26 protein-coding genes are annotated in these 25008 nt (G+C 68.5%); 13 read left to right on the top strand and 13 right to left on the bottom strand.

Features of this window, described 5'->3' with window-relative positions; genetic code table 11:
* Positions 1-4 precede the first annotated feature (4 nt).
* The 4 genes from ASF45_RS00500 to ASF45_RS00485 all read right to left on the bottom strand — a co-directional run bounded on the left by ASF45_RS00500 (position 5) and on the right by ASF45_RS00485 (position 5054).
* Complete coding sequence (locus tag ASF45_RS00500; protein WP_056655251.1) at positions 5-1501, bottom strand: AMP nucleosidase; 1497 nt, start codon at positions 1499-1501, stop codon at positions 5-7.
* A gap of 30 nt (positions 1502-1531) precedes the next feature.
* The gene (gene gorA, locus ASF45_RS00495; RefSeq protein WP_056655249.1) at positions 1532-2899 is read right to left on the bottom strand and encodes a glutathione-disulfide reductase; all 1368 of its coding nucleotides are present in this window, start codon (positions 2897-2899) and stop codon (positions 1532-1534) included.
* A gap of 69 nt (positions 2900-2968) precedes the next feature.
* Positions 2969-3511 (bottom strand): hypothetical protein, encoded by a 543-nt coding sequence (locus tag ASF45_RS00490; RefSeq protein WP_056655245.1) that lies wholly within the window; start codon positions 3509-3511, stop codon positions 2969-2971.
* A 4-nt stretch (positions 3512-3515) separates the two neighbouring features.
* Positions 3516-5054 (bottom strand): class I adenylate-forming enzyme family protein, encoded by a 1539-nt coding sequence (locus tag ASF45_RS00485; RefSeq protein ID WP_056655242.1) that lies wholly within the window; start codon positions 5052-5054, stop codon positions 3516-3518.
* Between the two features lie 73 nt (positions 5055-5127).
* Between ASF45_RS00485 and ASF45_RS00480 the strand changes: the two genes are divergently transcribed.
* The 5 genes from ASF45_RS00480 to ASF45_RS00460 all read left to right on the top strand — a co-directional run bounded on the left by ASF45_RS00480 (position 5128) and on the right by ASF45_RS00460 (position 8253).
* The gene (locus tag ASF45_RS00480) at positions 5128-5676 is read left to right on the top strand and encodes a phosphatidylglycerophosphatase A (RefSeq protein WP_056655239.1); all 549 of its coding nucleotides are present in this window, start codon (positions 5128-5130) and stop codon (positions 5674-5676) included.
* Positions 5673-6155 carry a CinA family protein gene (locus ASF45_RS00475; protein WP_369802089.1) on the top strand — a complete coding sequence of 161 codons (483 nt, stop codon included), beginning with the start codon at positions 5673-5675 and terminating at the stop codon, positions 6153-6155. Before ASF45_RS00480 ends, ASF45_RS00475 begins: the two co-directional genes overlap by 4 nt.
* A gap of 77 nt (positions 6156-6232) precedes the next feature.
* Positions 6233-6679 (top strand): MarR family winged helix-turn-helix transcriptional regulator, encoded by a 447-nt coding sequence (locus tag ASF45_RS00470; RefSeq protein WP_056655232.1) that lies wholly within the window; start codon positions 6233-6235, stop codon positions 6677-6679.
* 54 nt (positions 6680-6733) lie between these two features.
* On the top strand, positions 6734-7156 hold the full coding sequence (locus ASF45_RS00465; RefSeq protein ID WP_056655229.1) for an organic hydroperoxide resistance protein: 423 nt from the start codon (positions 6734-6736) through the stop codon (positions 7154-7156).
* A 50-nt stretch (positions 7157-7206) separates the two neighbouring features.
* A complete protein-coding gene (locus ASF45_RS00460) occupies positions 7207-8253 on the top strand; it encodes a serine/threonine protein kinase (protein WP_056655227.1) in 1047 nt (348 codons plus the stop codon).
* Positions 8254-8256: 3 nt separating this feature from the next.
* Here the strand turns inward: ASF45_RS00460 and ASF45_RS36875 are convergent, their stop codons facing one another.
* Both ASF45_RS36875 and htpG read right to left on the bottom strand, forming a co-directional pair.
* Positions 8257-8613 carry a hypothetical protein gene (locus ASF45_RS36875; protein ID WP_056655223.1) on the bottom strand — a complete coding sequence of 119 codons (357 nt, stop codon included), beginning with the start codon at positions 8611-8613 and terminating at the stop codon, positions 8257-8259.
* Between the two features lie 14 nt (positions 8614-8627).
* Positions 8628-10664 carry a molecular chaperone HtpG gene (gene htpG / locus ASF45_RS00450; RefSeq protein WP_056655220.1) on the bottom strand — a complete coding sequence of 679 codons (2037 nt, stop codon included), beginning with the start codon at positions 10662-10664 and terminating at the stop codon, positions 8628-8630.
* A 213-nt stretch (positions 10665-10877) separates the two neighbouring features.
* On the opposite strand from htpG, the gene aqpZ reads away from it, so the two are divergent.
* Positions 10878-11573 carry an aquaporin Z gene (gene aqpZ / locus ASF45_RS00445; protein ID WP_056657340.1) on the top strand — a complete coding sequence of 232 codons (696 nt, stop codon included), beginning with the start codon at positions 10878-10880 and terminating at the stop codon, positions 11571-11573.
* 143 nt (positions 11574-11716) lie between these two features.
* On the opposite strand, the gene ASF45_RS00440 is transcribed toward aqpZ, so the two are convergent.
* Entirely contained in the window at positions 11717-12547 is an 831-nt protein-coding gene (locus tag ASF45_RS00440) for a pseudouridine synthase (protein ID WP_082550726.1), read from the bottom strand.
* 382 nt (positions 12548-12929) lie between these two features.
* Between ASF45_RS00440 and infA the strand changes: the two genes are divergently transcribed.
* From infA to ASF45_RS00430, 3 genes are all read left to right on the top strand, one after another.
* Complete coding sequence (infA, locus tag ASF45_RS00435) at positions 12930-13190, top strand: translation initiation factor IF-1 (protein WP_056655216.1); 261 nt, start codon at positions 12930-12932, stop codon at positions 13188-13190.
* Between the two features lie 186 nt (positions 13191-13376).
* On the top strand, positions 13377-13883 hold the full coding sequence (locus ASF45_RS34150) for a pilin (RefSeq protein WP_082550725.1): 507 nt from the start codon (positions 13377-13379) through the stop codon (positions 13881-13883).
* Positions 13884-14410: 527 nt separating this feature from the next.
* On the top strand, positions 14411-15817 hold the full coding sequence (locus ASF45_RS00430) for a PglL family O-oligosaccharyltransferase (protein WP_235580775.1): 1407 nt from the start codon (positions 14411-14413) through the stop codon (positions 15815-15817).
* On the opposite strand, the gene moaC is transcribed toward ASF45_RS00430, so the two are convergent.
* Positions 15790-16287, bottom strand: a complete 498-nt coding sequence (gene moaC, locus ASF45_RS00425; RefSeq protein ID WP_056657336.1) for a cyclic pyranopterin monophosphate synthase MoaC — start codon at positions 16285-16287, stop codon at positions 15790-15792. The two genes, ASF45_RS00430 and moaC, sit on opposite strands and share 28 nt — an antisense overlap.
* Positions 16288-16354: 67 nt before the next feature.
* On the opposite strand from moaC, the gene ASF45_RS00420 reads away from it, so the two are divergent.
* Positions 16355-17884, top strand: coding sequence for a M48 family metalloprotease (locus ASF45_RS00420; RefSeq protein ID WP_056655210.1), 1530 nt, complete (start codon positions 16355-16357; stop codon positions 17882-17884).
* A gap of 20 nt (positions 17885-17904) precedes the next feature.
* Here the strand turns inward: ASF45_RS00420 and ASF45_RS00415 are convergent, their stop codons facing one another.
* Together ASF45_RS00415 and ASF45_RS00410 are read right to left on the bottom strand one after the other, a co-directional pair.
* A complete protein-coding gene (locus tag ASF45_RS00415) occupies positions 17905-18384 on the bottom strand; it encodes a hypothetical protein (protein WP_056655207.1) in 480 nt (159 codons plus the stop codon).
* A gap of 77 nt (positions 18385-18461) precedes the next feature.
* A complete protein-coding gene (locus ASF45_RS00410) occupies positions 18462-19151 on the bottom strand; it encodes a TerC family protein (RefSeq protein ID WP_056657333.1) in 690 nt (229 codons plus the stop codon).
* Positions 19152-19507: 356 nt separating this feature from the next.
* Here ASF45_RS00410 and ASF45_RS00405 point away from each other — a divergent pair, with 356 nt between their 5' ends.
* Entirely contained in the window at positions 19508-19942 is a 435-nt protein-coding gene (locus tag ASF45_RS00405; RefSeq protein WP_056655206.1) for a DUF3717 domain-containing protein, read from the top strand.
* On the opposite strand, the gene ASF45_RS00400 is transcribed toward ASF45_RS00405, so the two are convergent.
* Complete coding sequence (locus ASF45_RS00400; protein WP_056655203.1) at positions 19943-20506, bottom strand: YaeQ family protein; 564 nt, start codon at positions 20504-20506, stop codon at positions 19943-19945.
* A gap of 4 nt (positions 20507-20510) precedes the next feature.
* Positions 20511-21890: an adenylosuccinate lyase gene (gene purB, locus ASF45_RS00395; protein ID WP_056655201.1), complete on the bottom strand. Its 1380-nt coding sequence runs from the start codon at positions 21888-21890 to the stop codon at positions 20511-20513.
* 102 nt (positions 21891-21992) lie between these two features.
* Between purB and ASF45_RS00390 the strand changes: the two genes are divergently transcribed.
* Together ASF45_RS00390 and ASF45_RS00385 are read left to right on the top strand one after the other, a co-directional pair.
* Positions 21993-22607 carry a glutathione S-transferase N-terminal domain-containing protein gene (locus ASF45_RS00390; RefSeq protein ID WP_056655198.1) on the top strand — a complete coding sequence of 205 codons (615 nt, stop codon included), beginning with the start codon at positions 21993-21995 and terminating at the stop codon, positions 22605-22607.
* A gap of 339 nt (positions 22608-22946) precedes the next feature.
* On the top strand, positions 22947-23801 hold the full coding sequence (locus ASF45_RS00385; RefSeq protein WP_056655195.1) for a hypothetical protein: 855 nt from the start codon (positions 22947-22949) through the stop codon (positions 23799-23801).
* Here the strand turns inward: ASF45_RS00385 and ASF45_RS00380 are convergent.
* On the bottom strand, positions 23798-25006 hold the full coding sequence (locus ASF45_RS00380) for an HD-GYP domain-containing protein (RefSeq protein ID WP_056655192.1): 1209 nt from the start codon (positions 25004-25006) through the stop codon (positions 23798-23800). The genes ASF45_RS00385 and ASF45_RS00380 overlap by 4 nt on opposite strands.
* Positions 25007-25008: the final 2 nt, after the last annotated feature.

Raw genomic sequence — 25008 nt, 5'->3', positions numbered from 1 at the left:
CGGCTTACTGGAACGCCACTTCCGCGAAGCTGCGCAGCTTGCGGCTGTGCAGCTGGTCGATGCCCTGGGCGCGCAACAACTCGGCCGCGCGGATGCCGATGCGCAGGTGCTGGTCCACGCGCTCGCGGTAGAAGTGGTTGGCCATGCCGGGCAGCTTGATCTCGCCGTGCAGCGGCTTGTCGGACACGCACAGCAAGGTGCCGTAGGGCACGCGGAAGCGGAAGCCGTTGGCGGCGATGGTGGCGCTCTCCATGTCCAGCGCCACGGCGCGGCTCTGGCTGAAGCGCAGCTGGGCCTTGTTGTCGGGCAGCAGCTCCCAGTTGCGGTTGTCGGTGCTGGCCACGGTGCCGGTGCGCAGCACGCCCTTGAGCTCCGGGCCCTCAAGCTTCGTCACGTCGCGCACGGCCTTCTCCAGCGCGAGCTGGATCTCGGCCAGCGCCGGGATCGGCACCCACAGCGGCAGTTCCTCGTCCAGCACGTGGTCCTCGCGCACGTAGCCATGGGCCAGCACGTAGTCGCCCAGCTGCTGGGTGTTGCGCAGGCCGGCGCAGTGGCCCAGCATGATCCAGGCGTGCGGGCGCAGCACGGCGATGTGGTCGGTGATGTTCTTGGCGTTGGCCGGGCCCACGCCGATGTTGACCATGGTGATGCCGGTGTGGTCGGGCCGGATCAGGTGGTAGGCCGGCATCTGCGGCAGCCGCGGCGGCGGCGCGCCGAAGGCGTCGATGTCCTGTGGCGCGAGGTCCTTGCGGCGCGTGACCACGTTGCCCGGTTCGATGAAGGCGATGTACTCGCTGTTCTCGTCGGCCATGGCCTCGTGGCCCATGCGCACGAACTCGTCGATGTAGAACTGGTAGTTGGTGAACAGCACGAAGTTCTGGAACCACTCGGGTGCCGTGCCGGTGTAGTGGCGCAGCCGGTGCAGCGAGTAGTCCACGCGCGGCGCCGTGAACAGCGCCAGCGGCTGGGGTTCGCCCGGGCGCGGGTTGTAGGTGCCGTTGGCGATGCCGTCGTCCATGGCCGCCAGGTCGGGGAGGTCGAACACGTCGCGCATGAGGCCGCGGCGCTCCGCACTCATGCTGCCTTCCACATGGTCGTTCTCGGCGAACGAGAAGTGCACCGGGATGGGCTGGTTGCCGATGCCCACCTCCAGCGGCACCTGGTGGTTCTGCAGCAGCAGGCGGAACTGCTCCAGGTAGTAGTTGCCGTACAGGTCGGGCCGCGTCAGCGTGGTCTCGAAGCGGCCGGCGCCGGCCACGAAGCCGTAGGCCAGACGGTCGAGCTCGTCCTCGACCTTGGCGCGCGACAGCGTCTCGGTGTGCACGCGCACGAAGGGGTAGCAGGCCCGCACATGGCCGGGCAGCGTCTCGCCGGCCACGAAGCGCGCCATGGCTTCGCGCAGATGCTCGATCTGCTGCGCGTAGATGCGCTGGACCTGCGCCAGCGCAGCGGCAGGGTCGGTGTAGAGCGTCGGGGCGATGAAGGGCGGCAGATAGGGCATGCACCCATTGTGCAGCGCCCCGGCGACGCCTTATTCGGGCGCGGGCTCCCGCAGGGTCACGAATTCCTCGGCGGCTGTCGGGTGGATGCCGATGGTGCCGTCGAACACCGCCTTGGTGGCGCCCGCGCGCAGCGCCACGGCGAAGCCCTGCACGATCTCGCCGGCGTCCGCGCCCACCATGTGCAGGCCGACCACGCGGTCGCTCGCGGCATCGACCACGAGCTTCATGAGCGTGCGCTCGCCGCGTCCGGACAGCGTGTGCTTCAGCGGCTTGAACTCGGTGCGGAACACCGTGACGCGGCCGAACTTCGCGCGCGCGGCCTCCTCGGTGTAGCCCACGGTGCCGACCGGCGGGTGCGTGAAGACGGCCGTCGGGATGTACTCGTAGGACACCGTGCGCGCGGCCTTGCCGGGCGCCGGGCCGAGCAGGTGGTCCACCAAGGCCATGGCCTCGGCCGTGGCCACGGGCGTCAGCTGCATCTCGGTGGACACGTCGCCCAGCGCGAAGATGGACGGCGCGCTGCTGCGGTAGTGCGCATCCACCACCACGGCGCCCTGCGCGTCCAGCCGCACGCCGGCCGCCTCCAGGCCGATGTTGGCGGTGTTGGGGCGCCGGCCGGTGGCGAACAGCACGGCGTCGGCGTCCAGCAGATCGCCACCGGCCAGCGTGAGGTGCAGGCCCTTGGGTGTGCGGGCGATGCGTTCGACCTGGGCGTTCAAGCGCAGGTCGATGCCGGTCTTGCCCATCTCGGAGGCGAGGAAGCGGCTGATGTCCTGGTCGAACGAGGTCAGGATGCGGCCGCCGCGTTGCAGCTGCGTGACCTCGGCCCCGAGCCCGCGGAAGATGGACGCGAACTCGCAGGCGATGTAGCCGCCGCCCACCACCACCAGCCGCCTGGGGAAGGGGTCGAGGTCGAACATCTGGTCGGAACTCAGGGCCAGCTCGCGTCCCGCGATCTCGGGCATGAAGGGCGTGCCGCCCGTCGCGACGAGGATGTGGCGCCCGGTCAGCCGGCGCGGACCGACCTGCAGCGTGTGCGCGTCCGCCAGCAGGCCCCAGCCCTCGACGACCTCGACGCCCGCACCCTTGAGCAGGTCGCGGTAGATGCCGTTGAGCCGGCCGATCTCCTGGGCGCGGTTGGCCTTGAGCGCGGCCCAGTCGAAGCGCGGCTCGGGCACGCGCCAGCCGAAACCCGCGGCCTCCTCGAAGGCCTCGGCATAGCCGGCGGCATAGCTGTAGAGCTTCTTGGGGATGCAGCCCACGTTCACGCAGGTGCCGCCGAGTGCCGCGGCCTCCACGAGCGCCACGCGCGCGCCGCGCTGGGCCGCCATGCGTGCGGCGCGCACGCCGCCGCTGCCGCCGCCGAGCACCAGCAGGTCGTGATCGAACTGTTCCATCGTCTTGTTCCTTGTTGTCGCGGCGCGATGATCGCCGGATCGCCAAGCCCGCAGACCGCGATGGGGCAATCAGCCGAAGCGCTGCAGGCCTTTGGCGTGCGACCAGACCCAGGCCGACTGCGCGGGGTCGCCCGGGAAGTCGGGCCGGCGCCAGAGCCAGATGGCCGCGAAGTGATCGGCGCTGGCGTAGTGGGTCAGCCAGACCTCGGCGCTGACCAGCACCTGGGGCCAGGGCGTGGCGAGGTGGTCGGACCAGGCCAGCAGCTCCAGGCGGCTGGCCTCGACGCCATCGTACAGGCCGGCCTCGGCCTTCTTGAACTTGCGCGAGAACGCGTCGACCGCGCTGGCCATGGGCGGCAGCCGGGCCGGCGGCGCATCGGCCGGCGGCAGCCGCGGCGCCTGACGCGCCAGCATCTGGCTGTCCTGCTCGGTCAGGCGCACGAGCTCGATGGCCAGCGGCTGGTCGCTCTCGCTGGACTTGGCCAGGATGTCGGGCTCGCGCGCGTTGGGGTTGCCGCTGGCGACCGAGGCCAGGTCGATGTCGGCGCGCCAGCGCTGCGCGAACTCCACGAAGATCGCGCGTTCGAGCGCGGCCTTGGGCAGGTCGCGCATGCTCTTAGGCGACCTTGCCGGTCCAGCTGTCGCGCAACTCGCGCTTGAGAATCTTGCCGATCGCGCTGCGCGGCAGTTCCTCGGTCAGCACGAGCTCGGCCAGGCGCTGGGTCTTGCCCACGCGCGCATTGACCCAGTCCTTGAGCTCGGCCGCGCCGATGCTCTGGCCCGGCCGCAGCACCACGAAGGCCACGGGCGTCTCGCCCCAGGCCTCGGACGGCACGCCGACCACGGCGCTCTCCAGCACCGCCGGGTGCTGGCGCAGCTCGCCTTCCATGTCGCTCGGGTAGATGTTGAAGCCGCCCGAGATGATCATGTCCTTCTTGCGGTCGAACAGCACGAGGAAGCCGTCGGCGTCGAAGCGGCCGATGTCGCCGGTGCGGATGAAGCGCTTGCCGGCCGGGTCGAACCACTCGGCCTCGCGGGTTTTCTCGGGTTGGCGGTGGTAGCCGTTCATCATGCCGCTCGAATGGCCGACCACCTCGCCGGCCTCGCCCGCGGGCACTTCCTTGCCGGCTTCGTCGATGAGCCGGATGTCGCTGGTCGGCGTCGGCTTGCCCACGGTGTGCAGCTTGTCCGGATGCACATGGGCATCCAGGATGCAGCTGCCGCCGCCTTCCGTCATGCCGTAGAACTCCACCAGGCCGCCGGGCCAGCGCTTGAGCACATCGGCCTTGAGCAGGGGCGAGAACGGCGCGCTGGTGCAGAACTTGAAGCGAAAGCTCGACAGGTCGTGCGCGTCGAAGTCGGGCAGGGCCAGCAGGCGCTGGTACTGCACGGGCACCAGCATGGTGTGGCTCACGCGGTGGCGCACGGCCAGCTTCAGGTATTCGGCCGCGTTGAACTTGGCCATCAGCACCAGCGTGCCGCCGAAGGCCAGCGTCGGGAAGAACAGCACCAGCGTGGTGTTGGAGTACAGCGGGGTGGACAGCAGCGTGACCGTCTGCGGGCTGTAGTCGTACTGCAGGCCGCGCTGGATGTGGGACCAGCGCATGCCGTGCGACTGCACGATGCCCTTGGGCGCCCCGGTGGTGCCCGAGGAATAGATGATGTTGAAGGCCGCGGCCGGCTCCACCGGTGCCGGCTGCGGCTGGCTGCCTTCGGGCGCGAGCCAGTCCGCCAGCGGCTGGCCGACGGCGGCGTCGCCGTCCAGCGCGATGCGCGGTGGGTTCAACGCGCCCGTGGCGATCTCGCTCGTGGCGTCCAGGAACACCAGCTTGGCCTCGGCGTTGTCCACCATCTGGGCCAGGCCCTGCGGGGTGGTGCTGGGCGCCAGCGGCGCCACCACCACGCCGGCGCGCAGCGCGCCCAGGAACACGGTGGCGTAGGCGATGGACGAGGGCGCGCAGATGGCGATGGCCTCGCCAGGCTGGATGCCGGCGCGCTGCAATGCCACGGCCACCTGGTCCATGCGCCGGTCCAGCGTGGCGTAGTCCACGCGCTCCTCGCCGTGCACGACGGCCGGGTGCTGGGGTTGGCGCCGGGCGTGCAGGGTGATCAGGTCGGCGATGCGGGCGAAGGGCTGGTCGATGGTGTCTTGCATGGTGTGGGGGCGAAGAACAGGCGCGGCGCGCAGCTCGGCCGGTGGCACGCGCGGCTACCATCGCCGGCATTCCATGACGACCGACTCTGCTGTCTCCGCGCCCGACCCGGCGCTGCGCGCGCCGATTCTGCGGCCAACGGCGCGTTTCATGCTGTCGCATCCGGCGCACTGGATCGCGTTGGGCTTCGGCTCGGGCCTCTCGCCCAAGGCGCCCGGCACCGCTGGCACGCTGTGGGCCTGGCTGGCCTACTGGGTGATGCACAGCCGGCTCGATGCGGCGCAGATCGGCTGGGTCATCGCGCTGTCGCTTCCGCTGGGCTGGTGGGCCTGCACGGTGTGCGCGCGCCACCTGCGCGTGGCCGACCCCGGTGCCATCGTCTGGGACGAGGTGGTGGCCTTCTGGCTCGTGCTGTGGCTGGTCATGCCCACGGGCTTCTGGGGCCAGCTGGCCGCGTTCGCGCTGTTCCGCTTCTTCGATGCAGCCAAGCCCGGCCCGGTGGCCTGGGCCGACCGCCAATTCAAGGGCTTCGGTGCGCGTGGCGGCTTCGGCATCCTGTTCGACGACCTGGTGGCGGCGTTCTGCACGCTGCTGGTCTTTGCCCTTTGGAGGTGGATGTGGTGACTGAATCTGTCAATGCGCAGGTCGCGCGCCTGGCCGAGGTGCTGCGTGCGCGCGGCCTGATGCTGGCCACGGCCGAGAGCTGCACCGGCGGCCTGATCGCGGGCGCCTGCACCGACCTGGCGGGCTCCAGCGACTGGTTCGAGCGTGGCTTCGTGAGCTACTCCAACGCTGCCAAGACCGAACTGCTGGGGGTGGATGCCGCGCTGATCGTGGCGCACGGGGCCGTCAGCGAACCGGTGGCGCGGGCCATGGCGCAAGGCGCGGTGCGGCACGCCCATGCGCAGCTGGCCGTGGCGGTGACCGGCGTGGCCGGCCCGGGTGGTGGCAGCGCCGAAAAACCGGTCGGCACGGTCTGGTTCGGCTGGGCGCTGCCGGGCGGCATCCACACCGAGGTGCAGTGCTTCGCTGGCGACCGCGCGGCCGTGCGGGCTGCCACCGTGCGCCACGCCCTGGCACGCCTGCTGGACCTCCTGGGCTGAACCCATCGGGGGCGGCTTGCATTTTGTTACCAGCAATTGAATTGCGCGCAATTGAATTGCGAATTAGAATTCAGCCCATGGCATCGAACCCCGCTCTCGGCGAACAGGCATTGCAGCTGGACCACCAGCTGTGTTTTGCGCTGTACTCCGCCTCGCTGGCGATGACCAAGCTCTACAAGCCGCTGCTGGAGCCGCTGGGCCTGACCTATCCGCAGTACCTGGCCATGCTGGTGCTGTGGGAGCAGGACGGCCCCATGGTCTCCGCGCTGGGCGAGCGGCTGCGGCTGGATTCCGGCACGCTCACGCCGCTGCTCAAGCGCCTGGAGGCCGCCGGCCTGGTGCAGCGCGAGCGCGCGGCCGAGGACGAGCGCCGTGTGCACGTGCACCTCACGCCGGCCGGCCGCAAGCTCAAGGCCCGCGCGATGGCCATCCCCGGCTGCGTGCTCGAGGCCAGCCAGTGCACGCTGGCCGAGATCTCCGAATTGACACAGCAGGTGCGTACGCTGCGCGACCGCATCGCCTGATCATCCGTTTCACCCCAACCGCTTCGACCGAAGCACCTACCCCCAGGAGTCACCATGACCACCACGCTCGACAAGGTTCTGTACACCGCCCAATCCCACACCACGGGCGGCCGTGATGGCGGCGCCGGCAAGTCGTCCGACGGCAAGCTCGACGTCAAGCTGAGCTCCCCCGGCACCTCGGGCACCGGCACCAACCCCGAGCAGCTGTTCGCGATCGGCTACTCCGCCTGCTTCATCGGCGCCATGAAGGCCGTGGGCGGCATGAAGAAGATCACCGTGCCGGCCGACGTGGCCGTGGACGCCGAAGTCGACCTGGGCCCGACCGCCAAGGGCTACGGCATCGCCGTGCGCCTGAAGGTCTCGCTGCCGGGCATGGAGCGCGAAGCCGCCCAGGCGCTGGTGGACGCCGCCCACGGCGTGTGCCCGTACTCCAACGCCACGCGCGGCAACATCCCGGTCGAGATCACGCTGGTCTGACGCCGGCAGGGCAGCCGCCAGCGCGGCAGGTGCCCGGCGACAATCGCGCGATGTCTTCCGACACCCTCTTCACGGACGCATCGCGCCACCCCTACGACAGCCTCACGCCCGACCGGGTGCTCGATGCGCTGGACACCATCGGTCTGGTCGGCGACGGCCGGCTCATGGCGTTGAGCTCCTACGAGAACCGCGTCTACCAGGTGCAGCTGCAAAGCGCCCCCGACGGCGTCTCCGAGACGGTGGTCGCCAAGTTCTACCGCCCTGGCCGCTGGAGCGAGGCGCAGATCCTGGAGGAGCACGCCTTCGCAGCGGAACTGGAACAGGCCGAAGTGCCGGCCGTCGGGCCGCTGGCCATCGGCGGCGCCACGCTGCACCGCTTCGAGGACTTCTGGTTCGCCGTGAGCCCGCGACGTGGCGGCCGCACACCCGAACTCGACGACTTCGAGGTGCTGGAATGGATTGGCCGCTTCCTCGCCCGCATCCACAGCGTGGGCGCCGTGCGGCCGTTCGTGGAGCGCCCGGTGCTGGACCTGCAGAGCTTCGGCACCGCATCGCGTGACTGGCTGCTCGGCCATGACATGGTGCCGCTGGATGTGCAGGCCGACTGGGAGCGCGTGTGCACCGAGGCCCTGGCGCGCGTGCAGGCCAGCGCGCTCGGGCAGGTCGGCCGGGCCGGTGGCATCGCCAGCCTGCGGCTGCACGGCGACTGCCATCCCGGCAACATCCTCTGGACGCCGACCGACCGGCCCGGCGGCGGCCCGCATTTCGTGGACCTGGACGACGCCCGCATGGGTCCTGCGGTGCAGGACCTCTGGATGTTGCTGTCGGGCGACCGCAGGCAGCGCACGCTGCAGCTGTCGGGTCTGCTGGACGGCTACGAGCAGTTCCGCGAGTTCGACCGGCGCGAGCTGGCGCTGATCGAGCCGCTGCGCACGCTGCGCCTGATCCACTACAGCGCCTGGCTGGCGCGGCGCTGGAGCGATCCGAGCTTTCCGGCGAATTTCCCGTGGTTCGGCAGCAGCGATTACTGGCAGGGCCAGGTCGTGGTGCTGCAGGACCAGATCGAGGCGATGGACGAGGCGCCGCTGAGCGCCTGAACGCTAGGGACCGCCGACGTTGTCGGCGTTCGTGTTGGCCGGCGGGTTCCGCCGGTCCTTCGGATCGTAGATCACGGTGCCGGTGCCCACGCCGGCACCGACGCGCGCGCCACCGCCCACGCCCGTGCTGACGCCGACCCCGGCACCCGCCGACACCTGGCCGCGCTGGTTGACGCCCACGCCCACGCCAACCGGCCCGACGCCGGTGCCCACGCCGACGTTGACATTGCCGCCCGAGCCCACGCCCACGCCCAGCGAGACGCCCGGAAACACCGGAACGCTGATGCCCACACCGGCCGCGCAACCCCCCAGCACGATGGTGCCCGCGAGGGCGGCGAGGAGGCGGGTGGCGTGGGTCATGGAGGCTTGGACCCTCAGGCCAGCAAGGCGTTCACACGGCGCACGTAGGCCGCGGGATCGTCCGGCAGTCCGCCTTCGGCCAGCAGCGCCTGGTCGAACAGGATGTGGGCCAGGTCGTGGAAGTGCACGGAGCCGTCCAGCTTCTTGACCAGCGGGTGCTCGGCGTTGACTTCCAGCACGGGCTTGACCTCGGGCGCGCTCTGGCCGGCCTGCTTGAGCATGCGGGCCAGTTGGGTGCTCATGCCGTGGTCCTGCACCACCAGGCAGGCCGGGGAATCCACCAGGCGCGTGGTCACGCGCACATCCTCGGCCTTGTCCTTGAGCGCTTCCTTGAGCTTGGCCAGCAGCGGCTTGAAGGTCTCGGCGGCCTCTTCGGCGGCCTTCTTCTCGTCCTCGTCCTGCAGCTTGCCCAGGTCCACGGCGCCCTTGGCGACCGACTGCAGCGGCGTGCCGTCGAACTCGGTGAGGTAGTTCAGCGCCCACTCGTCCACGCGGTCGGTCATCAAGAGCACCTCGATGCCCTTCTTCTTGAAGACCTCGAGTTGCGGGCTGTTCTTGGCCGCGGCCAGCGTGTCGGCGGTGATGTAGTAAATGGCCTCCTGGCCTTCCTTCATGCGGCTCTTGTAGTCGGCGAAGGAGACCGTGACGGCATCGGACTGCGTGCTCGCGAAGCGCAGCAGCTTGGCCAGGCGTTCGCGGTTGGCGAAGTCCTCGCCCAGGCCTTCCTTGAGCACCGAGCCGAACTCGGCGTAGAAGCGCGCGTACTTGTCCGATTCGTCGGCGAACTGCGCGGCGGCATCGGCGGCCGTGGCGGTCTTGTCGACCACGTCGCTCACATCGTCGTTCAGCGCCTCGGTCGGCTCGGGGGCCGGCACGGCGTCGCCCGAGCCCACGTCGATCTTGCCCTCCTGGCTCTCGGGCGCGGTCTTCTGTTTCTTGGCCAGGTCTTCTAGCATGGACAGCACGCGGCGCGTGTTGCCGTCGCGGATGGCCCGCACATCGCGGCTTTCCTGCAGCAGCTCGCGGCTCACGTTGAGCGGCAGATCGGCCGAATCGACCACGCCCTTGACGAAGCGCAGGTAGCTCGGCAGCAGCGCCTCGGCCTCGTCCATGATGAAGACCCGCTTGACGTAGAGCTTGAGCCCGCCCTTCTTGTCGCGGTTCCACATGTCCATCGGCGCCTTGCCGGGGATGTAGAGCAGCTGCGTGTACTCGGTGCCGCCTTCCACGCGGTTGTGCGAGTGGGCCAGCGGAGCCTCGTGGTCGTAGCTGATCTGCTTGTAGAACTCGGCGTATTCCTCGGCCGTGATGTCCTTCTTGGGGCGCGACCACAGGGCGGTGGCCTTGTTGACGGTCTCCCATTCGTCGGTGAGGACCATGTCGCCGCCCTTGTTGTCCTCGCCTTCCTTCCACTCTTCCTTGCGCATCAGGATGGGCAGGGAGATGTGGTCGGAGTACTTGGCGATGATGGACTTGAGCTTCCAGGTGTTGAGGTATTCCTCGGCATCGGGGCGCAGGTGCAGCGTGACGCTGGTGCCGCGCGCGGCACGCGTGATGCTCTCGACCTCGAAGTCGCCCGTGCCGCCGGACACCCAGCGCACGCCCTGGTCGGCCGGCAGCCCGGCGCGGCGCGATTCCACGGTGATCTTGTCGGCGACGATGAAGCCCGAGTAGAAGCCCACGCCGAACTGGCCGATCAACTGTGCGTCGACCTTCTGGTCGCCCGACAGCTTGCCCATGAACTCCTTGGTGCCGCTCTTGGCGATGGTGCCCAGGTTGGCAATCGCCTCGGCTTCCGACAGGCCGATGCCGTTGTCGGTGATGGTCACGGTCTTGGCGGCCTTGTCGAAGGAGACACGCACCTCCAGGTTGGGCGCGTCCTCATACAGCTTGCCGTCGTTCAGCGCTTCGAAGCGCAGCTTATCGCAGGCGTCCGAAGCGTTGGAGATCAGCTCGCGCACGAAGATCTCGGGGTTGGAGTACAGCGCGTGCGTGACGAGGTGCAGCAGCTGGGCCACTTCGGCCTGGAAGGACAGGGTTTGCTTGGTCATGTCGTCGTGTGGTCGGTCGGTTCCGGCGGCGTGCCGGACAGGGGCGCAATTATGGGCGGCGCAAAAGTCTTCAAGTCCGTGAACTAATCCGTCGCGATCTGCCAACTCGTTACAAAGTGCGCCAGGCCTGTTGCATGTTGCACGCAATTACGTGTTGACAATTTTGGCTGCCCGGTGCGTGTGCACTGCATCCTCTTCAAGAAAGACCAAGAAATGGACAGCAACATCAAGAAGTGGACGGCCGAGTTCCTCGGTACGTTCTGGCTCACCTTCGGCGGCTGCGGCAGTGCCGTGCTGGCGGCGGCGTTTCCGGGTGTGGGCATCGGCCTGCTGGGCGTGTCGCTGGCCTTCGGTCTCACCGTGCTGACCGGCGCGTACGCCTTCGGCCCGATCTCGGGTGGTCACTTCAATCCGGCCGTGTCGGTGGGCCTGGCCGTCGGTGGCCGTTTCCGCTGGGCCGAGCTGCCGGGCTACGTGATCGCCCAGGTGCTGGGCGCCGTCGCCGCGGCCGGCGTGTTGTACCTGATCGCCACCGGCAAGCCGGGCTTCGAGGTCGGCGGCTTCGCCAGCAACGGCTTTGGCGAACTCTCGCCCGGCAAGTACAGCATGACGGCGGTGCTGATCGCCGAGGTGGTGCTGACGGCGGTGTTCCTGCTGGTCATCCTGGGCAGCACGGCCAAGCGCGCGCAAGGCGGCTTCGCAGGCCTGGCCATCGGCCTGTGCCTGACGCTGATCCACCTGGTGTCGATCCCCGTGTCCAACACCTCGGTCAACCCGGCACGCAGCACGGGCCCGGCGCTGTTCGCCAGCACCGGCGCCGTCGACCAGCTGTGGCTGTTCTGGGTGGCGCCCATCGTCGGCGCCGTGCTTGGCGCGCTGATCTACCAGGCCGTGCTCAGCGACGAATAGAGAGCATTCCCCCAAGCGGCTGCGCCGCTCCCGCCTTCTGCTGCGCGAAGGGGGCACATCCAGCGGTCTGGCAGAGCCAGCCCCGCGGATGTCGCTGGCATCGCCTGCTCCGCGGCGTTCTGACCACGCCGGATCGACCGGATCTAGAACTGCTCGCCGGGGGCCAGGTAGCGCCACTGCCCCGGCGGCAGCCGGCCCAGCAGCACCCGCCCCATGCGGATGCGCTTCAAGCCCACCACCCTGAGGCCGACCTGCTCGCACATGCGGCGGATCTGCCGCTTCTTGCCCTCGGTCAGCACGAAGCGCAGCTGCTCGGCGTTCTCCCATTCGACCACGGCGGGCTTGAGCGGCTTGCCGTCCAGCGACAGGCCGTGTCGCAGCCGGGCCAGCTGCGCCGCCGGGAACGCGGCGCGCACGTCCTGCGCCAGCGTGTCCCATTGCACGCGCACGAGGTATTCCTTTTCCATGTGCGCGTCTTCGCCGATCAGCTGGCGCGCGACGCGGCCGTCCTGCGTCAGCACCAGCAGGCCCACGGAGTCGATGTCGAGCCGGCCGGCCGGGGCCAGGCCGCGCAATTGCGTGGGCGTGAAGCGCATCGGTGCGCGGTCTTCGGCCCAGCGGTTCTGCGCGGTGACCAGCGTCACGGCAGGTGCGTGACCGTCCTCGGCCTGGCCGCTGACATAGCCCATGGGCTTGTGCAGCAGGATGGTGACCTGGCGCGCCTGCTGGCCCTGGGCCGCACGTTCCACGGTGATGCGGTCCGTGGCGCCCACCTTCTGTCCCATGGTGGCTGGCTGCTCGTTCACGCGCACCCAGCCGCGTTCGATCCAGTCGTCGGCTTCGCGGCGCGAGCACAAGCCCATGTCCGCCATGCGCTTGTTCAAGCGCACAGCCTCCGTGGTGGCGGCAGGCGTCGACACGGCGGCCTTGGGAATGCGGCGGATCGGCGGAGCAGGGGGCTTGGGGGTGTTCATGCGAAAGGGCCCCGGGCAAGGGGGCGGACGACGCAGGAGTCTACGCGACGGGCTGCGCGGCACGGCGCCCGCAGGCAGCACGCCGACAGCCAGCGCCGGCTACACTTGCTGCCCTCGCCGCCCGGCAGCTGGCCGATGCGGTGCAGTCGTCCGGCGCCCCGCGCCGCCCCGACCTGCCTCTGACCGGCTGGCTGCGCCGGTCGCCAGTTCGTGTGCCGTGCGGCCACGAACGCCCGGGTCGGCGCTTCCCCTTTTCCGTCCCACTCTGTTACCAGGCGGCCTGCTGTTGCCTGGTGTGTGCGTCCCCGGCCTTTCCGTGGCCGACTGTGTTGAACCTTAGCGCTGTGCGTGCGCCTGCAGCACCGCCCTGTGAGGAGTTTGAATGAGCAAGGAAGAACTGATCGAAATGCGCGGCAAGGTCGACGAGGTGCTGCCCGACTCGCGTTTCCGCGTGACGCTGGAGAACGGCCACCAGCTGATCGCCTACACCGGCGGCAAGATGCGCAAGCACCGCATCCGCATCCTGGCGGGCGACAACGTGTCGCTGGAACTGTCGCCGTACGATCTGACCAAAGGGCGCATCACCTTCCGGCACCTGGAATCGCGCGGGCCTGCGCCGACCTCGCGGCCGGGATCGCGCTGATCGGGTGACAAAAACGTCAGAGCCGTGTTCCATAAATGGCCAGGACATGGGGCTCTGACACCGGCGATGCATGGAAAAGCGAGAAAAATGTCGCATTCCAGGCGTCGGAACGCAGCGATTCGGGGCTGGCACGCAACCTGCACAGAAGTGTTGGTTGTCCTATCCCCCCGTTTTGAGGAGTTCCGAATGAAGCGTTCCATGCGCACCCTGCAGAAGGGTTTTACCCTGATCGAACTGATGATCGTGGTTGCGATCATCGGCATCCTGGCGGCGGTGGCGCTGCCGGCGTATCAGGATTACACGAAGCGGGCGCGCATGTCGGAAGTGATTCTGGCGGCGTCGGCATGCCGCACTTCCATCACTGAATCCATTCAGTCCATGTCGCCAGACAAACTTGGTACTGCTAACGGCTGGGGCTGCGAAAGCGCGACTGCAACATCGAAGTACGTAGATAAGATTGAGACTACTGCAGAGGGAGTGATTAAGGTACTTCCGAACTTCTCAAATCTAGGCATTACCGGGGCTAATACGGACGTGTTGACGCTGACACCTTATGCGCCGCCAGCTGCTGGTGCTGCTCCTGTTGCCATTGTCGTTGCAACGGCGAATAAGGATCAGGGAAAGCAGGTCTACGAGTGGAAATGCACTGCGACGACGGCTCTGCAAAAATTCGTCCCCGGCTCTTGCAAGTAATTGCAACGAGGCTGACGTAAGGCCGCCTTCGGGCGGCTTTTTTAATCCGGGCGTTTTAGCGAATTACAGTTCGCCGTTTGCGGCACCTTTTCTGTTGAAGGCTGGCCTTTGGACATTCAGGGTCTGTGGCGAGCATTCTCGTGCGATCACGTCGGGAGCATGGGGCGCACGGCGATCTAGGTCCTGATTGTTCCCGCTTCTCCTATGTGGCATCTGCCGCAGCCTCTGCGGCCCCTACTTTCGCGATGTCTGCATCCAGATCGGAGTGTCTCCGTGTCGTGGCCAGCGCGTGCGTTCTGAGCGCGCTCCCCTGGCTCAACCCTTTCTCCTTTGGCCCCGTTCCATCGGTATCGCCGTGGCTGCTCACAGCCTTCGTGGTAGCGCTGGCGGTGCTGACGTCTGCGCCGATCGCACAGCGGCGGCCTGCAGCACGAGGGCCTTGGTTGTTCTTTTGCGGCGCGCTGGTTCTGCTCGTCCTGGCCCTGTGGGGGCGCGCAGCAATGCTGCCGCACTACGAAGCAATCGCCTTGGCCGGCGCCCTGATGCTGATCGCCCTGGGCTGGGCGTTGGCGCGGCGTCTGGCCCTCTCGCCCGCGCAAGACGGCTTGCCATGGGGGCTGTGGTGCGCATTGCTGCCATGGATCGTGGCGGGCCTCGCCAGCAGCGTGCTTGCGCTGGTGCAGTACTTCGGAAAGGCCGGCGCGCTGACGCCCTGGGTCAACTGGGCGCCGGCCGGTGAGGCCTTCGCCAACCTGCGCCAGCGCAATCAGTTCGCGTCGCTGACCAGCATCGCACTGGCTTCCGTGCTGGCGATCGAGGTGCTGGCGCTGCGGCGGCTGTCGTTGGGCCGGCTTGCCTGTGTGGCTGGCGTTGTGGCGCTGCTGGTGGTGGGAAACGCCGCATCCGCGTCACGCACAGGGCTTGTGCAGCTTCTGGTACTGGCATTCGCCGTGCTGTTGTGGCGCCGCGACCTGCGCACGCTGGCTTGGCTCGGCGCCATGCTCGCGTGCTACGCAGTCGCCACGCTCGCGCTGCCCTGGCTCGCCAACCTCGACCCCGAAAGCCACGGCATGTTCTCCCGCCTGCGCGAAGGCGATGTCCTGTGCGCCAGCCGCCTCACCCTGTGGAGCAACGTGCTCCACCTGATCGCCGCCAAGCCCTGGCTGGGCTGGGGCTGGGGCGAGCTCGACTACGCGCACTACATCACGCTGTACGAGGGCCCGCGCTTTTGCGACATCCTCGACAACGCCCACAACCTGCCCCTGCACCTGGCCGTGGAACTGGGCATCCCGGCCGCGCTGCTGGTGTGCGGCGGCGTCGTGGTCTGGGTCCTGCGGGCCAGGCCCTGGCGCGAGACCGATGCCGTGCGGCGCGCGGCCTGGATGGTGCTGGCAGTCATCGGGGTGCACAGCCTGCTCGAATACCCGCTCTGGTATGGCCCGTTCCAGCTGGCGCTGGGCCTGTGCCTGGGCCTGCTGTGGCGCGACGACCCGTCCGGCCGGCCAGCACCCGCCGCCATGCGCCACGTGCCCACGCTGTCGGCCGTGCTGGCGCTCGCCCTGGTGGCCTACGCCGCCTGGGACTACCGCCGCATCAGCCAGGTCTACCTGCCCCCGAACCAGCGCGCTGCCGCCTACCGCGACGACACGCTGGCTAAGGCGCAGCAGAGCTGGCTCTACCAGCGCCAAGTGCGCTTCGCAGCGCTCGGCGTGGCCGAGGTGGCGCCGGGCAGCGCTGCGTTCGTGCACGCCCTGGCGACCGAACTGCTGCATTTCTCGCCAGAGCCGCGCGTCATTGAGAAGCTGCTGGACAGTGCGCAGCTGCTGGGGTTGCGGAGCGAAGTGGAGTTCCACAAGCCGCGCTTTGCCGCGGCATTTCCCAAGGACTATGCGCGCTGGCTGGCCGCTCAGGCGGCCGACCCGCCAGCCAAGTAGTCGCCCGACTTGCCGCCGCGCTTCTCCAGCAGCCGCACGTCCGTCATGACCATGCCGCGGTCAGCCGCCTTGCACATGTCGTAGATGGTCAAGAGGCCGACCTGCACGGCCGTCAGCGCCTCCATCTCCACGCCCGTGGGCCCGATGGTCTCGGCCGTCACCGTGCAATCGACCCAGGCTGCGGCATCGCCCTCGCCAGGCAGCGCGAACGCGACGGCCACGCGCGTCAGCGCCAGCGGATGGCACAGTGGAATCAACTCGCTGGTCTTCTTGGCGGCCTGGATCGCGGCGATGCGCGCGATGCCCAGCACGTCGCCCTTCTTGGCGTTGCCAAGGCGGATCAGCGCCAGCGTGGCGGGCTGCATGGCGATGCGGCCGGTGGCCACGGCCACGCGGCGCGTGGCGGGCTTGTCGGCCACGTCCACCATGTGGGCCTGGCCGTGGGTGTCGAAATGTGTCAGCGTGCTCATGGGCGGGAAGTCGAAGGCGCTGCGGCCGGGAACTGAACCCGGCGCCGGATCGCGCATCATAGAGGGCATGGTTTCCACATTCCTGCGCCGTGCGCAGCGCTTCGCCGGTCTGGCGCTGGCCTGCTCCATGACCCTGGCCACTGCCCAGGGCCTGCCCAGCCTGGGCGACGGCAGTTCGATGACGACGGCGGCTGAGCGCAAGCTCGGCGAGCGCATCGCGCGCGAGCTCTACCGCGATCCGGACTACATCGACGATGCCGTGCTCGAGGACTATGTGCAAAGCATCTGGCAGCCGCTGCTGGCGGCCGCCCGGCAGCGCGGCGAACTGACGTCCGAGCAGGACGAGCGCTACGCCTGGGAGATCCTGATGGGCCGCGACCGCACGATCAATGCGTTCGCGTTGCCGGGCGGTTACCTGGGGCTGCACCTGGGCCTGATCGGTGCCGTCAGTTCGCGCGACGAGTTGGCCTCGGTGCTGGCGCACGAACTGACCCACGTGACGCAGCGGCACATCTCGCGCCTGATGGAGCAGTCCTCGCGCGTCACGCCCTGGGCCATCGGCGCCATGATCCTGGGTGCGCTGGCCGTCAGCAAGAGCCCGGACGCGGCCAGCGCCGTCATCATGGGTGCCCAGGGCGCCGCCGTTCAGAGCCAGCTGAACTTCTCGCGCGACATGGAGCGCGAGGCCGACCGCATCGGCTACGGGGTGGCCACGCAGGCCGGTTTCGACCCGGCCGGTTTCGTGAGCATGTTCGACAAGCTGCAGCAGGCCAGCAAGCTCAACGACAACGGCTCCTTCCCCTACCTGCGCAGCCACCCGCTGACCACCGAACGCATGGCCGACATGCAGGCCCGCCAGGCCCTGCTGGAGCGCCGGCCTGCACCCACGCAACCCGACCTCGTGCACGGCATGATGGCGGCGCGCGCGCGCGTGCTGTCCAACCCCGGCCCGGACCGGCTGCGTTCCTGGGGCGGCGAAGCCGGCGCGCTGGGCGAGGTGCCCGCCGCACAGGCCGCGCCGGTGCTGTATGCAGGGGCGCTGTCGGCCAGCCGCTTGCGCGACGACGGCGCGGCGCGCAGCCTGGTCGGGCGCTTGCGCGCGGCGGTCCAGTCCGACCCAAAGGCCCTGCGCCAGGCGGCGCTGCTGGACGCCGAGGTGCGCGCTGCGGCCGGCGATGCCGGCGGTGCGCTGGCGGCACTGGCCGCCATTCCCGCGGATCTGGCTGGCCGGCCAGAGATGCTGCTGGCGGCGCCGCTGCAGATCCGCAGCGGCCGCGCGGCCGAGGTGGCGCAGCGGCTGCAGGCGCGCGTTGCGCTGGACCCGCGCGACGCCGCTGCCTGGCAGCAGCTGGCCAGTGCCTACGAACAGCAGGGGCAGACGCTGCGCGCCATCCGCGCCGAGGCCGAGCTGCAGGTGGCGCGGCTGGACTATGCCGGCGCGCTCGACCGCTTCAAGGCGGCCCAGAACTACGCGCGTGGACCGCGCCAGGGCAATGCGGCGGGCGACCACATCGAGGCCTCGATCATCGACGTGCGCGCACGCGCGATCGAGGTCATCGTGAAAGAGCAGGAGAAGGAGCGGCAGGCCGAGCGCTGACGGCCCGACGCGGCGCGGCCTTACTCCGCGAGCACCAGAACCAGGCCGAAGATGCCGGCAATGGCGCCGGGCAAGGACCACGGCGGCTGCTTCGTACCGGCGGCTGGCGCTTGCGCGACGGGCGCCACCACCGGTTGCATGTCGTGGCCCAGCTTGGGCCGGCGCGCGTCCAGCAGGTGCTGCGAGCGGTGCTCGGCGGCCAGCTGCGTGTGCAGCTCGGTCAGTGGACCCTTGGCCAGCACTTCGGTGATGCGGTCGCCGCGCTGGCGCAGCCAGGGCGAGACCTCGTTGAACAGCTTGTCCGACCATTTGGCGCGCCAGTTCTCGCGCGCGCTGTGGCTGACCCACTTGCTGATGCGGTGTGTCATGCGCGGTGCGCACGCCACCAGCACCCAGTGGACCGGGGGCAGTTGCGTGTCCGTCGCGCCGGCATCGAGCACAGAGGCCAGTTGCTGCCTGGCGTAGGCCGCATCGTCGATGTAAACAATGACCGTTTCCATGGGGGCCTCCTGGTTCGGCGGACTGTCGTCAAGGCATGGGGCTGCCGCCGCAACCCCATGCCTGGGCCTTCGGCCGTTCAGGCCGCTTGCTGTTTGCCGGCGCTGTGGCGCTCCTTGAGCCAGCCTGCAACGAGCACGCCAACGATCACGGTGGCCGTCAGGCCCCAGCGCAGCGCGGGATTGTCGGTGAACGTGGTGCCCAGCACGGGCTCGTTCACGATCATCTTGGCCGCCGTGAAGGCCAGCACCGCCGCACCGATCTTGATGATCATCGGGAAGCGCTCGACCAGTTTCAGCACCATGGTGCTGCCGAAGACCACGATGGGCACGCTGATCAGCAGGCCGATGACCACCAGGTCCATGGCGCCATGGGCCGCACCGGCCACGCCCAGGACGTTGTCCACGCCCATCAGCGCGTCGGCGATCATGATGGTCTTCATCGCGCCCCAGAAGGTGGTGGCCATGGGGCCGTGGCCTTCCTCGTCCCCATGGTTGTCGGCCAGCAGCTTGTAGGCGATCCAGACCAGGCCGATGCCGCCGACCAGCATGAGGCCGGGCACCTTGAGCAGCCAGACCACGCCCAGCGTCATGACGGCACGCACGGTGATGGCGCCGACGGTGCCCCAGATCACCGCCTTCTTCTGCAGGTGCGGTGGCAGGTTGCGAGCGGCCAGGGCGATGACGATGGCGTTGTCGCCAGCGAGCACCAGGTCGATGAGGATGATGGCCAGCAACGCCGACCACCATGCGGTGGACATGAACTCCATGAACAAAACTCTCCGTGTTGTAGATCAAGTACAACCAGAAACAGGCGAGCCTGGCGGAGCTGGTGGATGCCATGCCACCGCAAACGCACTTCGACCCGCCCATCTCGGGCTTGGATCGAAGGTCTTGCTCGGCATGTAGTTGTCCGATGTCTGCCCGACCTGCCGGAAGCCATGCTTCGTCATGACGGCGCGGTCGAAACGGCTGCGGCAGCTTTCCCCAACGGATTGCCTACTCGCGTCGCAGCCAGTGGGAGCTACTCCCCTTCGCGGCGCGGATTAGAGCACCGGCTGCAGCATTTGCTTGCAAGTCCTTGCGCCGCAAAAGGGGCTTGACACGGCGCTATGATCCGCGCCCCATGGCAGGCATCCACATCACCGACATCGAAGCCGCCATCAACCACTGGCGCGAGCGCACCCCCTCGCCCGATGGCGTGACCCTGGGGCCCGAGCTGCGGGCCCTGGCCGAGGTCTACGCGCTGATGGTGTACTACCACGAGGACGAGGCCGACGAAGCCAGCATGCCTGCCAAGGCGCGGCAGGCCTGGCTCGACTGGTACGCCACCCAGCCCGACACGCCCTGCATCGCGATCTGCTCCACCAGCCAGGGCGACGACGATTGCAAGGGGTGCGGCCGCACCTTCGAGGAGGTGCAGCTGTGGCCTGAGATGTCTCCGGCCGAGAAGCGCGCGACCTGGCGCCGCATCACGCTGCACGGCCAGGCCTGGCGCTTCAACCGCTATGCCGAGCGGGCGACCGAGAACAAGGCCACCGACCAGCCCGACCCCGCTTGATCAGGGCTGCCAGCGTTCGCAGGCCAGTTCGAGGCTGGTGCTGGCGTTGGACAGCAGCAGCTGCCCATCCTGCACGGTGGCCTGCAGCTGCATGCTGCGTTCGGCCATCGCGGCCAGGGCCTGGCTGGTGGCCGTGGGAATGCGCCAGACCGTGAGCTTGTCCTGCCGCGCGAGCTTGCCGCGGATGCCCTGCCACCAGATCTCGGCCGAACTCTGGTAGGCGTAGACCGCCACCGCGTCGGACTTGCCGCAGGCCTTGGCCAGCGCGCGCTCCTCGGGCAGGCCGACCTCGATCCAGAGCCGTGCCTGGCCGGTGTAGTCGCGCAGGATCACGTCCGGGTCGTCGGGATCGGACAGGCCGGCGCCGAAACCGAGTGTGCCGTCGCCGTTGCAGACCGTCTGCAGCGCGTGCGCGTTGAGCGCCAGCGCGGCCAGCCGCACCATCATGCGTTCGTCGGTCTCGCTCGGGTGGCGGGCCAGCGTGAAGGCGTGGTCGGCGTAGTAGTTGTGGTCGATGTCGGCGATGGACAGCGCGGCCTTGAAGACCGTGGACTTGAGCGCCACGGGTCTAGACGCGCTTGGCCAGGTCGACGGCCTTGCCGATGTAGCTGCCCGGCGTCATGGCCAGCAGCCGGTCCTTCTCGGCCTGCGGAATGTCCAGCGAGCGGATCAGCGCATGCAGGTCGGCCGCCTGCACGGTCTTGCCGCGCGTGACTTCCTTGAGCTTCTCGTAGGCGCCCTGCACGCCGAAACGGCGCATCACTGTCTGGATCGGCTCGGCCAGCACTTCCCAGGAATTGTCCAGGTCGGCGTCCAGCGCCTCACGGTTGAGTTCCAGCTTGTTCAGGCCGGTCAAGAGCGACTGGTAGGCCAGCGAGGCATAGCCCAGCGCCACGCCCATGTTGCGCAGCACGGTGGAGTCGGTCAGGTCGCGCTGCCAGCGGCTGACAGGCAGCTTCTCGGACAGGTGGCGCAGCAGTGCGTTGGCCAGGCCCAGGTTGCCCTCGGCATTCTCGAAGTCGATCGGGTTGACCTTGTGCGGCATGGTCGACGAGCCGATCTCGCCGGCCTTCAGGCGCTGCTTGAAGTAACCCAGGCTGATGTAGCCCCAGACGTCGCGCGACCAGTCCACCAGGATGGTGTTGGCGCGCGCCACGGCGTCGAACAGCTCGGCCATGTAGTCGTGCGGCTCGATCTGGATGCTGTAGGGCTGGAACGTGACGCCCAGGCCCAGCGGCTCGGGCGTCTCGATGACCTTGCGGCTGAAGGCCTCCCAGTCGAATTCGGGCCAGGCCGACAGGTGGGCGTTGTAGTTGCCCACGGCGCCGTTCATCTTGGCCAGCAATTCCACACCGGCGATCTGCGCGCGCGCCTTCTCCAGGCGGCGCAGCACGTTGGCCACTTCCTTGCCCACGGTTGTCGGGCTGGCGGTCTGGCCGTGGGTGCGCGCCAGCATGGGCACGTCGGCGAAGGCCTGGGCCATCTCGCGCAGCTTGGCCAGGATGGCGTCCAGCGCGGGCAGCAGCACGGTCGCGCGCGCGGCCTTCAGCTGCAGCGCATGGCTGGTGTTGTTGATGTCCTCGCTGGTGCAGGCGAAGTGCACGAACTCGGCCGCGGCCAGCAGCTCGGGCCGGGCTTCGAACTTGGACTTGATCCAGTACTCCACGGCCTTCACGTCGTGGTTGGTGGTCTTCTCGATGTCCTTGATGGCCAGCGCATCGGCCTCGCTGAAGTTCTTCACCAGGCCCAGCAGGTAGGTGCGCGCGCCGGGTGTCAGCGGCTTGAATTCGTCGAAGCCGGCGTCACTGAGGGCGATGAACCAGGCGATCTCGACCTGCACGCGCCGGTGCATGAAGCCGTGCTCGCTCATCAGGGGGCGCAGCGGCGCGAGTTTGGCGGCGTAGCGGCCGTCCAGCGGGGAAAGGGCGGAGATCGTCGAGGGGCTCATGGGGCCGAATTGTAGGTTGCGCACCACGCCCGCCCCGGACCGGCCGCCTAGAATCTGCCGGCCTGGGGCGGTGCCCAGGCCGCCCCCAAAACCCCCATGCCCATGAAACTGATCGGTTCCCTCGCCAGCCCCTACGTCCGCAAGGTACGCATCGTCATGGCGGAGAAAAAGCTGGACTACCAGTTCGTGGACGAGGATGTGTGGGCCGATGCCACCACCATCGCGCGTTCCAACCCGCTGGGCAAGGTGCCCTGCCTGGTCATGGAAGGCGGCGAGGCGGTGTTCGATTCGCGCGTGATCGTCGAGTACCTGGACACGTTGTCGCCGGTCGGCCGGCTGATCCCGACCCAGGGCCGCGAGCGTGCCGAGGTCAAGACCTGGGAGGCGCTGGCCGACGGCGTCATGGATGCCGGCGTGCTGGCCCGCCTGGAGGCCGGCTGGGCGCACCGCGCCGAGGGCGAGCGCAGCCAGGCCTGGATCGACCGCCAGCTCGGCAAGGTCAACGCCGGGCTCAAGGCCATCAGCCAGGGCCTGGGCGACAAGCCCTACTGCAGCGGCATCCACCTGAGCCTGTCGGACATCGCGGTCGGCTGCGCGCTGGGCTGGCTGGAATTCCGCTTTCCCGACATCGCCTGGCGCAACACCCACCCCAATCTCGCGCGGTTGCAGGACAAGCTGATGCAGCGCGCCAGCTTCGCCGATACCCAACCGCGCTAAACCGCAAGGTGCAGATGCAGGACAGGGCCCCGCGGGGCCCTGTCGTCATTGGCGGTGTATGAAAGGCTGCGAAGCGCCCCGGAGCGAACGAGGGGGAGGGAGGAGGAGGAGAACCACTCCGGGATTGCTTCCATCGAGAGGAAGGCTTCGCAGCGAAAAAAGGCAATGCCCTACAGGCACCATGCTCCATGGAGCATAGACGGTGCGGGAAAGTTCCGGCAATGTTCCGCCTGGGCCGTAAAAAAATGTTCACGCATCGGTGCTTGCCCTGGGGCCGGCGCGGACAAAGGCTCTGACAAGGCCGCCTTGCCTACAATCCCCGCCTCAATGAAGACTGCCATGCTGTACCCGGAACTGTTCAAACAACTCGAAGCCGTGCGCTGGAACATGGAGAAGGACATCCCCTGGGACCAGTTCGATGCCTCCAAGCTCACGGACGAGCAGGCGCAGACCATCAAGATGAACGCCATCACCGAGTGGTCGGCGCTGCCGGCCACCGAGATGTTCCTGCGCGACAACCAGGGCGACAGCGATTTCTCCGCCTTCATGTCGGTCTGGTTCTTCGAGGAGCAGAAGCACTCGCTGGTGCTCATGGAATACCTGCGCCGCTTCAAGCCCCATCTGGCGCCCACCGAAGCCGAACTGCACGAGGTGCGCTTCGAGTTCGACCCCGCGCCCGCGCTGGAAACGCTGATGCTGCACTTTTGCGGCGAGATCCGGCTCAACCACTGGTACCGGCGCGCCAGCGAGTGGCACACCGAGCCCGTGATCAAGAAGATCTACGACACGCTCAGCAAGGACGAAGCCCGCCACGGCGGCGCTTACCTGCGCTACATGAAGCGCGCCATCCAGAACGCCGGCAACGAGGCGCGGGCCGCCTTCACCAAGGTCGGCGTGCTGATGGCCAGCGCGCGGCGCACGGCGCAGGCCCTGCACCCGACCAACCTGCACGTGAACCAGGCCCTGTTCCCGCGCGACACGGTGCAGTCGCGCCTGCCCAACCCGGAGTGGCTGGAGCACTGGCTGGACCAGCAGATCAAGTTCGACGCCGTCTGGGAAGGCAAGGTCGTCGAGCGCATCCTGCACAACCTGAGCCTGCTGATGGACCGCAGCTTCAAGACCGTGCAGGAACTGAACCGCTACCGCAAGGAAATCACGCGCGAGCAGGCCGCGGCGGCGCCCAACGCCGCCTAGACCAGCGTCAGCAGCCGGTCCAGCGGTACCTGGACCTTCACCTCGCGCTGTGGCACGCTGGCCGTGATCTTGTACTGCGGCAGGGCCGTGTCGCGCAGCATCATGGTGCCGGTCGGCAGGCCGTCGCGGTTGACCAGCACCGCCACGCGCGGCGTGCTGGTGTTCTTGCCGCGCTGGATCACCACCGCCAACTCGTTGTTGACGAGCCGCACGTACAGGCCTGGCGAGTACACGCCCACGGCCTTGATCAATGCCGCACCGGCTTCGTCCACCTGCTGCGCCTCGTCGAAGTAGCAACCCTGCATGGCAGCCGAGGTGGACATGGGCGTGCGCGACACGCGCGGCGCCAGCCGGCTCGTGAACATGTCGGCGCGCTGGATCAGGCGCGCCAGCCGCAGCGGCACGGTCTTGTCCGCCAGCGCACCCGGTGCGCGGTCGTGGTGGTGGCGCACGGCCAGCAGCCAGTTCTCGTCGGTCACGCCGAGGGAGAGCAGTTGCGCGAAGCTGCGCTGCGCGTGCAGCTCGATGGCCTCGATCTGCGCGGCGGTCAGCGCATCGGCCTGCTGCGCCAGTTGGTCCTGCAGCGCCGTCATGCTCATGTTCATGGTCAGCGCGGCCTTGCCCAGGGCTTCGTCGAGTTCGGCTGGCCACTGCAGCACCTCGCGCGCGGCCAGGCTGCACACCACATAGACCACCATGGCGTGCGTGGCGCTGTACATGCGCGTCTCGGTGGCCGCCAGGTGGTTCAGGGCCAGCAGCGTCGCGTCGGCGTGGTGTTGTACGGCCTCGCGCAGCTCCTGGTAGAGCTTGTCCAGCCGGCCCAGGAAATCCTCGCCCTGTGCGTCGCGCAGCAGGCCGTTGGCACGCGACTGCAGCGCCACCCAGTCGGGCCGGTCGGGCTTCTCGGGCCGCACGTTGCTGGAGAACAGGTCGTCCGGCGCGATCTTGACGTTCTGGATCTCGCCCAGTGTGCGCTCGGAACGCACCATGTCGTGCAGCTTGCCCACGTAGGCGCGCTGGCGGTCGTCGCTGGCGTCCATGTCGATGCAGACCGTGATGCCGCGCGCCGTCCACTGCGTGAACTCGCCGCGCGTCTGGATCACGTAGCCCTTGTGCGCCAGCAGCACCCCGCGCTCGGTGCGCAGCTCGAACGGCAGCGGATGGCCGAGCTTGATCGAGTTGATGTTGACTTCGACAAGGTTCATGG

It is taken from the genome of Pseudorhodoferax sp. Leaf265 (genome assembly GCF_001422365.1).
In the GTDB taxonomy this organism is placed as follows: Bacteria; Pseudomonadota; Gammaproteobacteria; order Burkholderiales; family Burkholderiaceae_C; genus Pseudorhodoferax.
The sequence above is the reverse complement of the archived record's forward strand: the minus strand, read 5'-3'. Positions and strand labels throughout refer to the sequence as shown.

Bases quoted from the DNA above. Each gene is read 5' to 3' on its own strand.
- ASF45_RS00500 (WP_056655251.1), bottom strand. From the start codon at position 1,501: ATGCCCTATCTGCCGCCCTTCATCGCCCCGACGCTCTACACCGACCCT.
- ASF45_RS00470 (WP_056655232.1), top strand. From the start codon at position 6,233: ATGGCATCGAACCCCGCTCTCGGCGAACAGGCATTGCAGCTGGACCAC.
- ASF45_RS00385 (WP_056655195.1), top strand. From the start codon at position 22,947: ATGCTGTACCCGGAACTGTTCAAACAACTCGAAGCCGTGCGCTGGAAC.
- ASF45_RS00390 (WP_056655198.1), top strand. From the start codon at position 21,993: ATGAAACTGATCGGTTCCCTCGCCAGCCCCTACGTCCGCAAGGTACGC.
- ASF45_RS00410 (WP_056657333.1), bottom strand. From the start codon at position 19,151: ATGGAGTTCATGTCCACCGCATGGTGGTCGGCGTTGCTGGCCATCATC.
- aqpZ (WP_056657340.1), top strand. From the start codon at position 10,878: ATGGACAGCAACATCAAGAAGTGGACGGCCGAGTTCCTCGGTACGTTC.
- ASF45_RS00490 (WP_056655245.1), bottom strand. From the start codon at position 3,511: ATGCGCGACCTGCCCAAGGCCGCGCTCGAACGCGCGATCTTCGTGGAG.
- ASF45_RS00460 (WP_056655227.1), top strand. From the start codon at position 7,207: ATGTCTTCCGACACCCTCTTCACGGACGCATCGCGCCACCCCTACGAC.
- gorA (WP_056655249.1), bottom strand. From the start codon at position 2,899: ATGGAACAGTTCGATCACGACCTGCTGGTGCTCGGCGGCGGCAGCGGC.
- ASF45_RS00485 (WP_056655242.1), bottom strand. From the start codon at position 5,054: ATGCAAGACACCATCGACCAGCCCTTCGCCCGCATCGCCGACCTGATC.
- ASF45_RS36875 (WP_056655223.1), bottom strand. From the start codon at position 8,613: ATGACCCACGCCACCCGCCTCCTCGCCGCCCTCGCGGGCACCATCGTG.
- ASF45_RS00465 (WP_056655229.1), top strand. From the start codon at position 6,734: ATGACCACCACGCTCGACAAGGTTCTGTACACCGCCCAATCCCACACC.
- htpG (WP_056655220.1), bottom strand. From the start codon at position 10,664: ATGACCAAGCAAACCCTGTCCTTCCAGGCCGAAGTGGCCCAGCTGCTG.
- ASF45_RS00420 (WP_056655210.1), top strand. From the start codon at position 16,355: ATGGTTTCCACATTCCTGCGCCGTGCGCAGCGCTTCGCCGGTCTGGCG.
- ASF45_RS34150 (WP_082550725.1), top strand. From the start codon at position 13,377: ATGAAGCGTTCCATGCGCACCCTGCAGAAGGGTTTTACCCTGATCGAA.
- purB (WP_056655201.1), bottom strand. From the start codon at position 21,890: ATGAGCCCCTCGACGATCTCCGCCCTTTCCCCGCTGGACGGCCGCTAC.
- ASF45_RS00415 (WP_056655207.1), bottom strand. From the start codon at position 18,384: ATGGAAACGGTCATTGTTTACATCGACGATGCGGCCTACGCCAGGCAG.
- ASF45_RS00480 (WP_056655239.1), top strand. From the start codon at position 5,128: ATGACGACCGACTCTGCTGTCTCCGCGCCCGACCCGGCGCTGCGCGCG.
- moaC (WP_056657336.1), bottom strand. From the start codon at position 16,287: ATGAGCACGCTGACACATTTCGACACCCACGGCCAGGCCCACATGGTG.
- infA (WP_056655216.1), top strand. From the start codon at position 12,930: ATGAGCAAGGAAGAACTGATCGAAATGCGCGGCAAGGTCGACGAGGTG.
- ASF45_RS00405 (WP_056655206.1), top strand. From the start codon at position 19,508: ATGGCAGGCATCCACATCACCGACATCGAAGCCGCCATCAACCACTGG.
- ASF45_RS00380 (WP_056655192.1), bottom strand. From the start codon at position 25,006: ATGAACCTTGTCGAAGTCAACATCAACTCGATCAAGCTCGGCCATCCG.
- ASF45_RS00440 (WP_082550726.1), bottom strand. From the start codon at position 12,547: ATGAACACCCCCAAGCCCCCTGCTCCGCCGATCCGCCGCATTCCCAAG.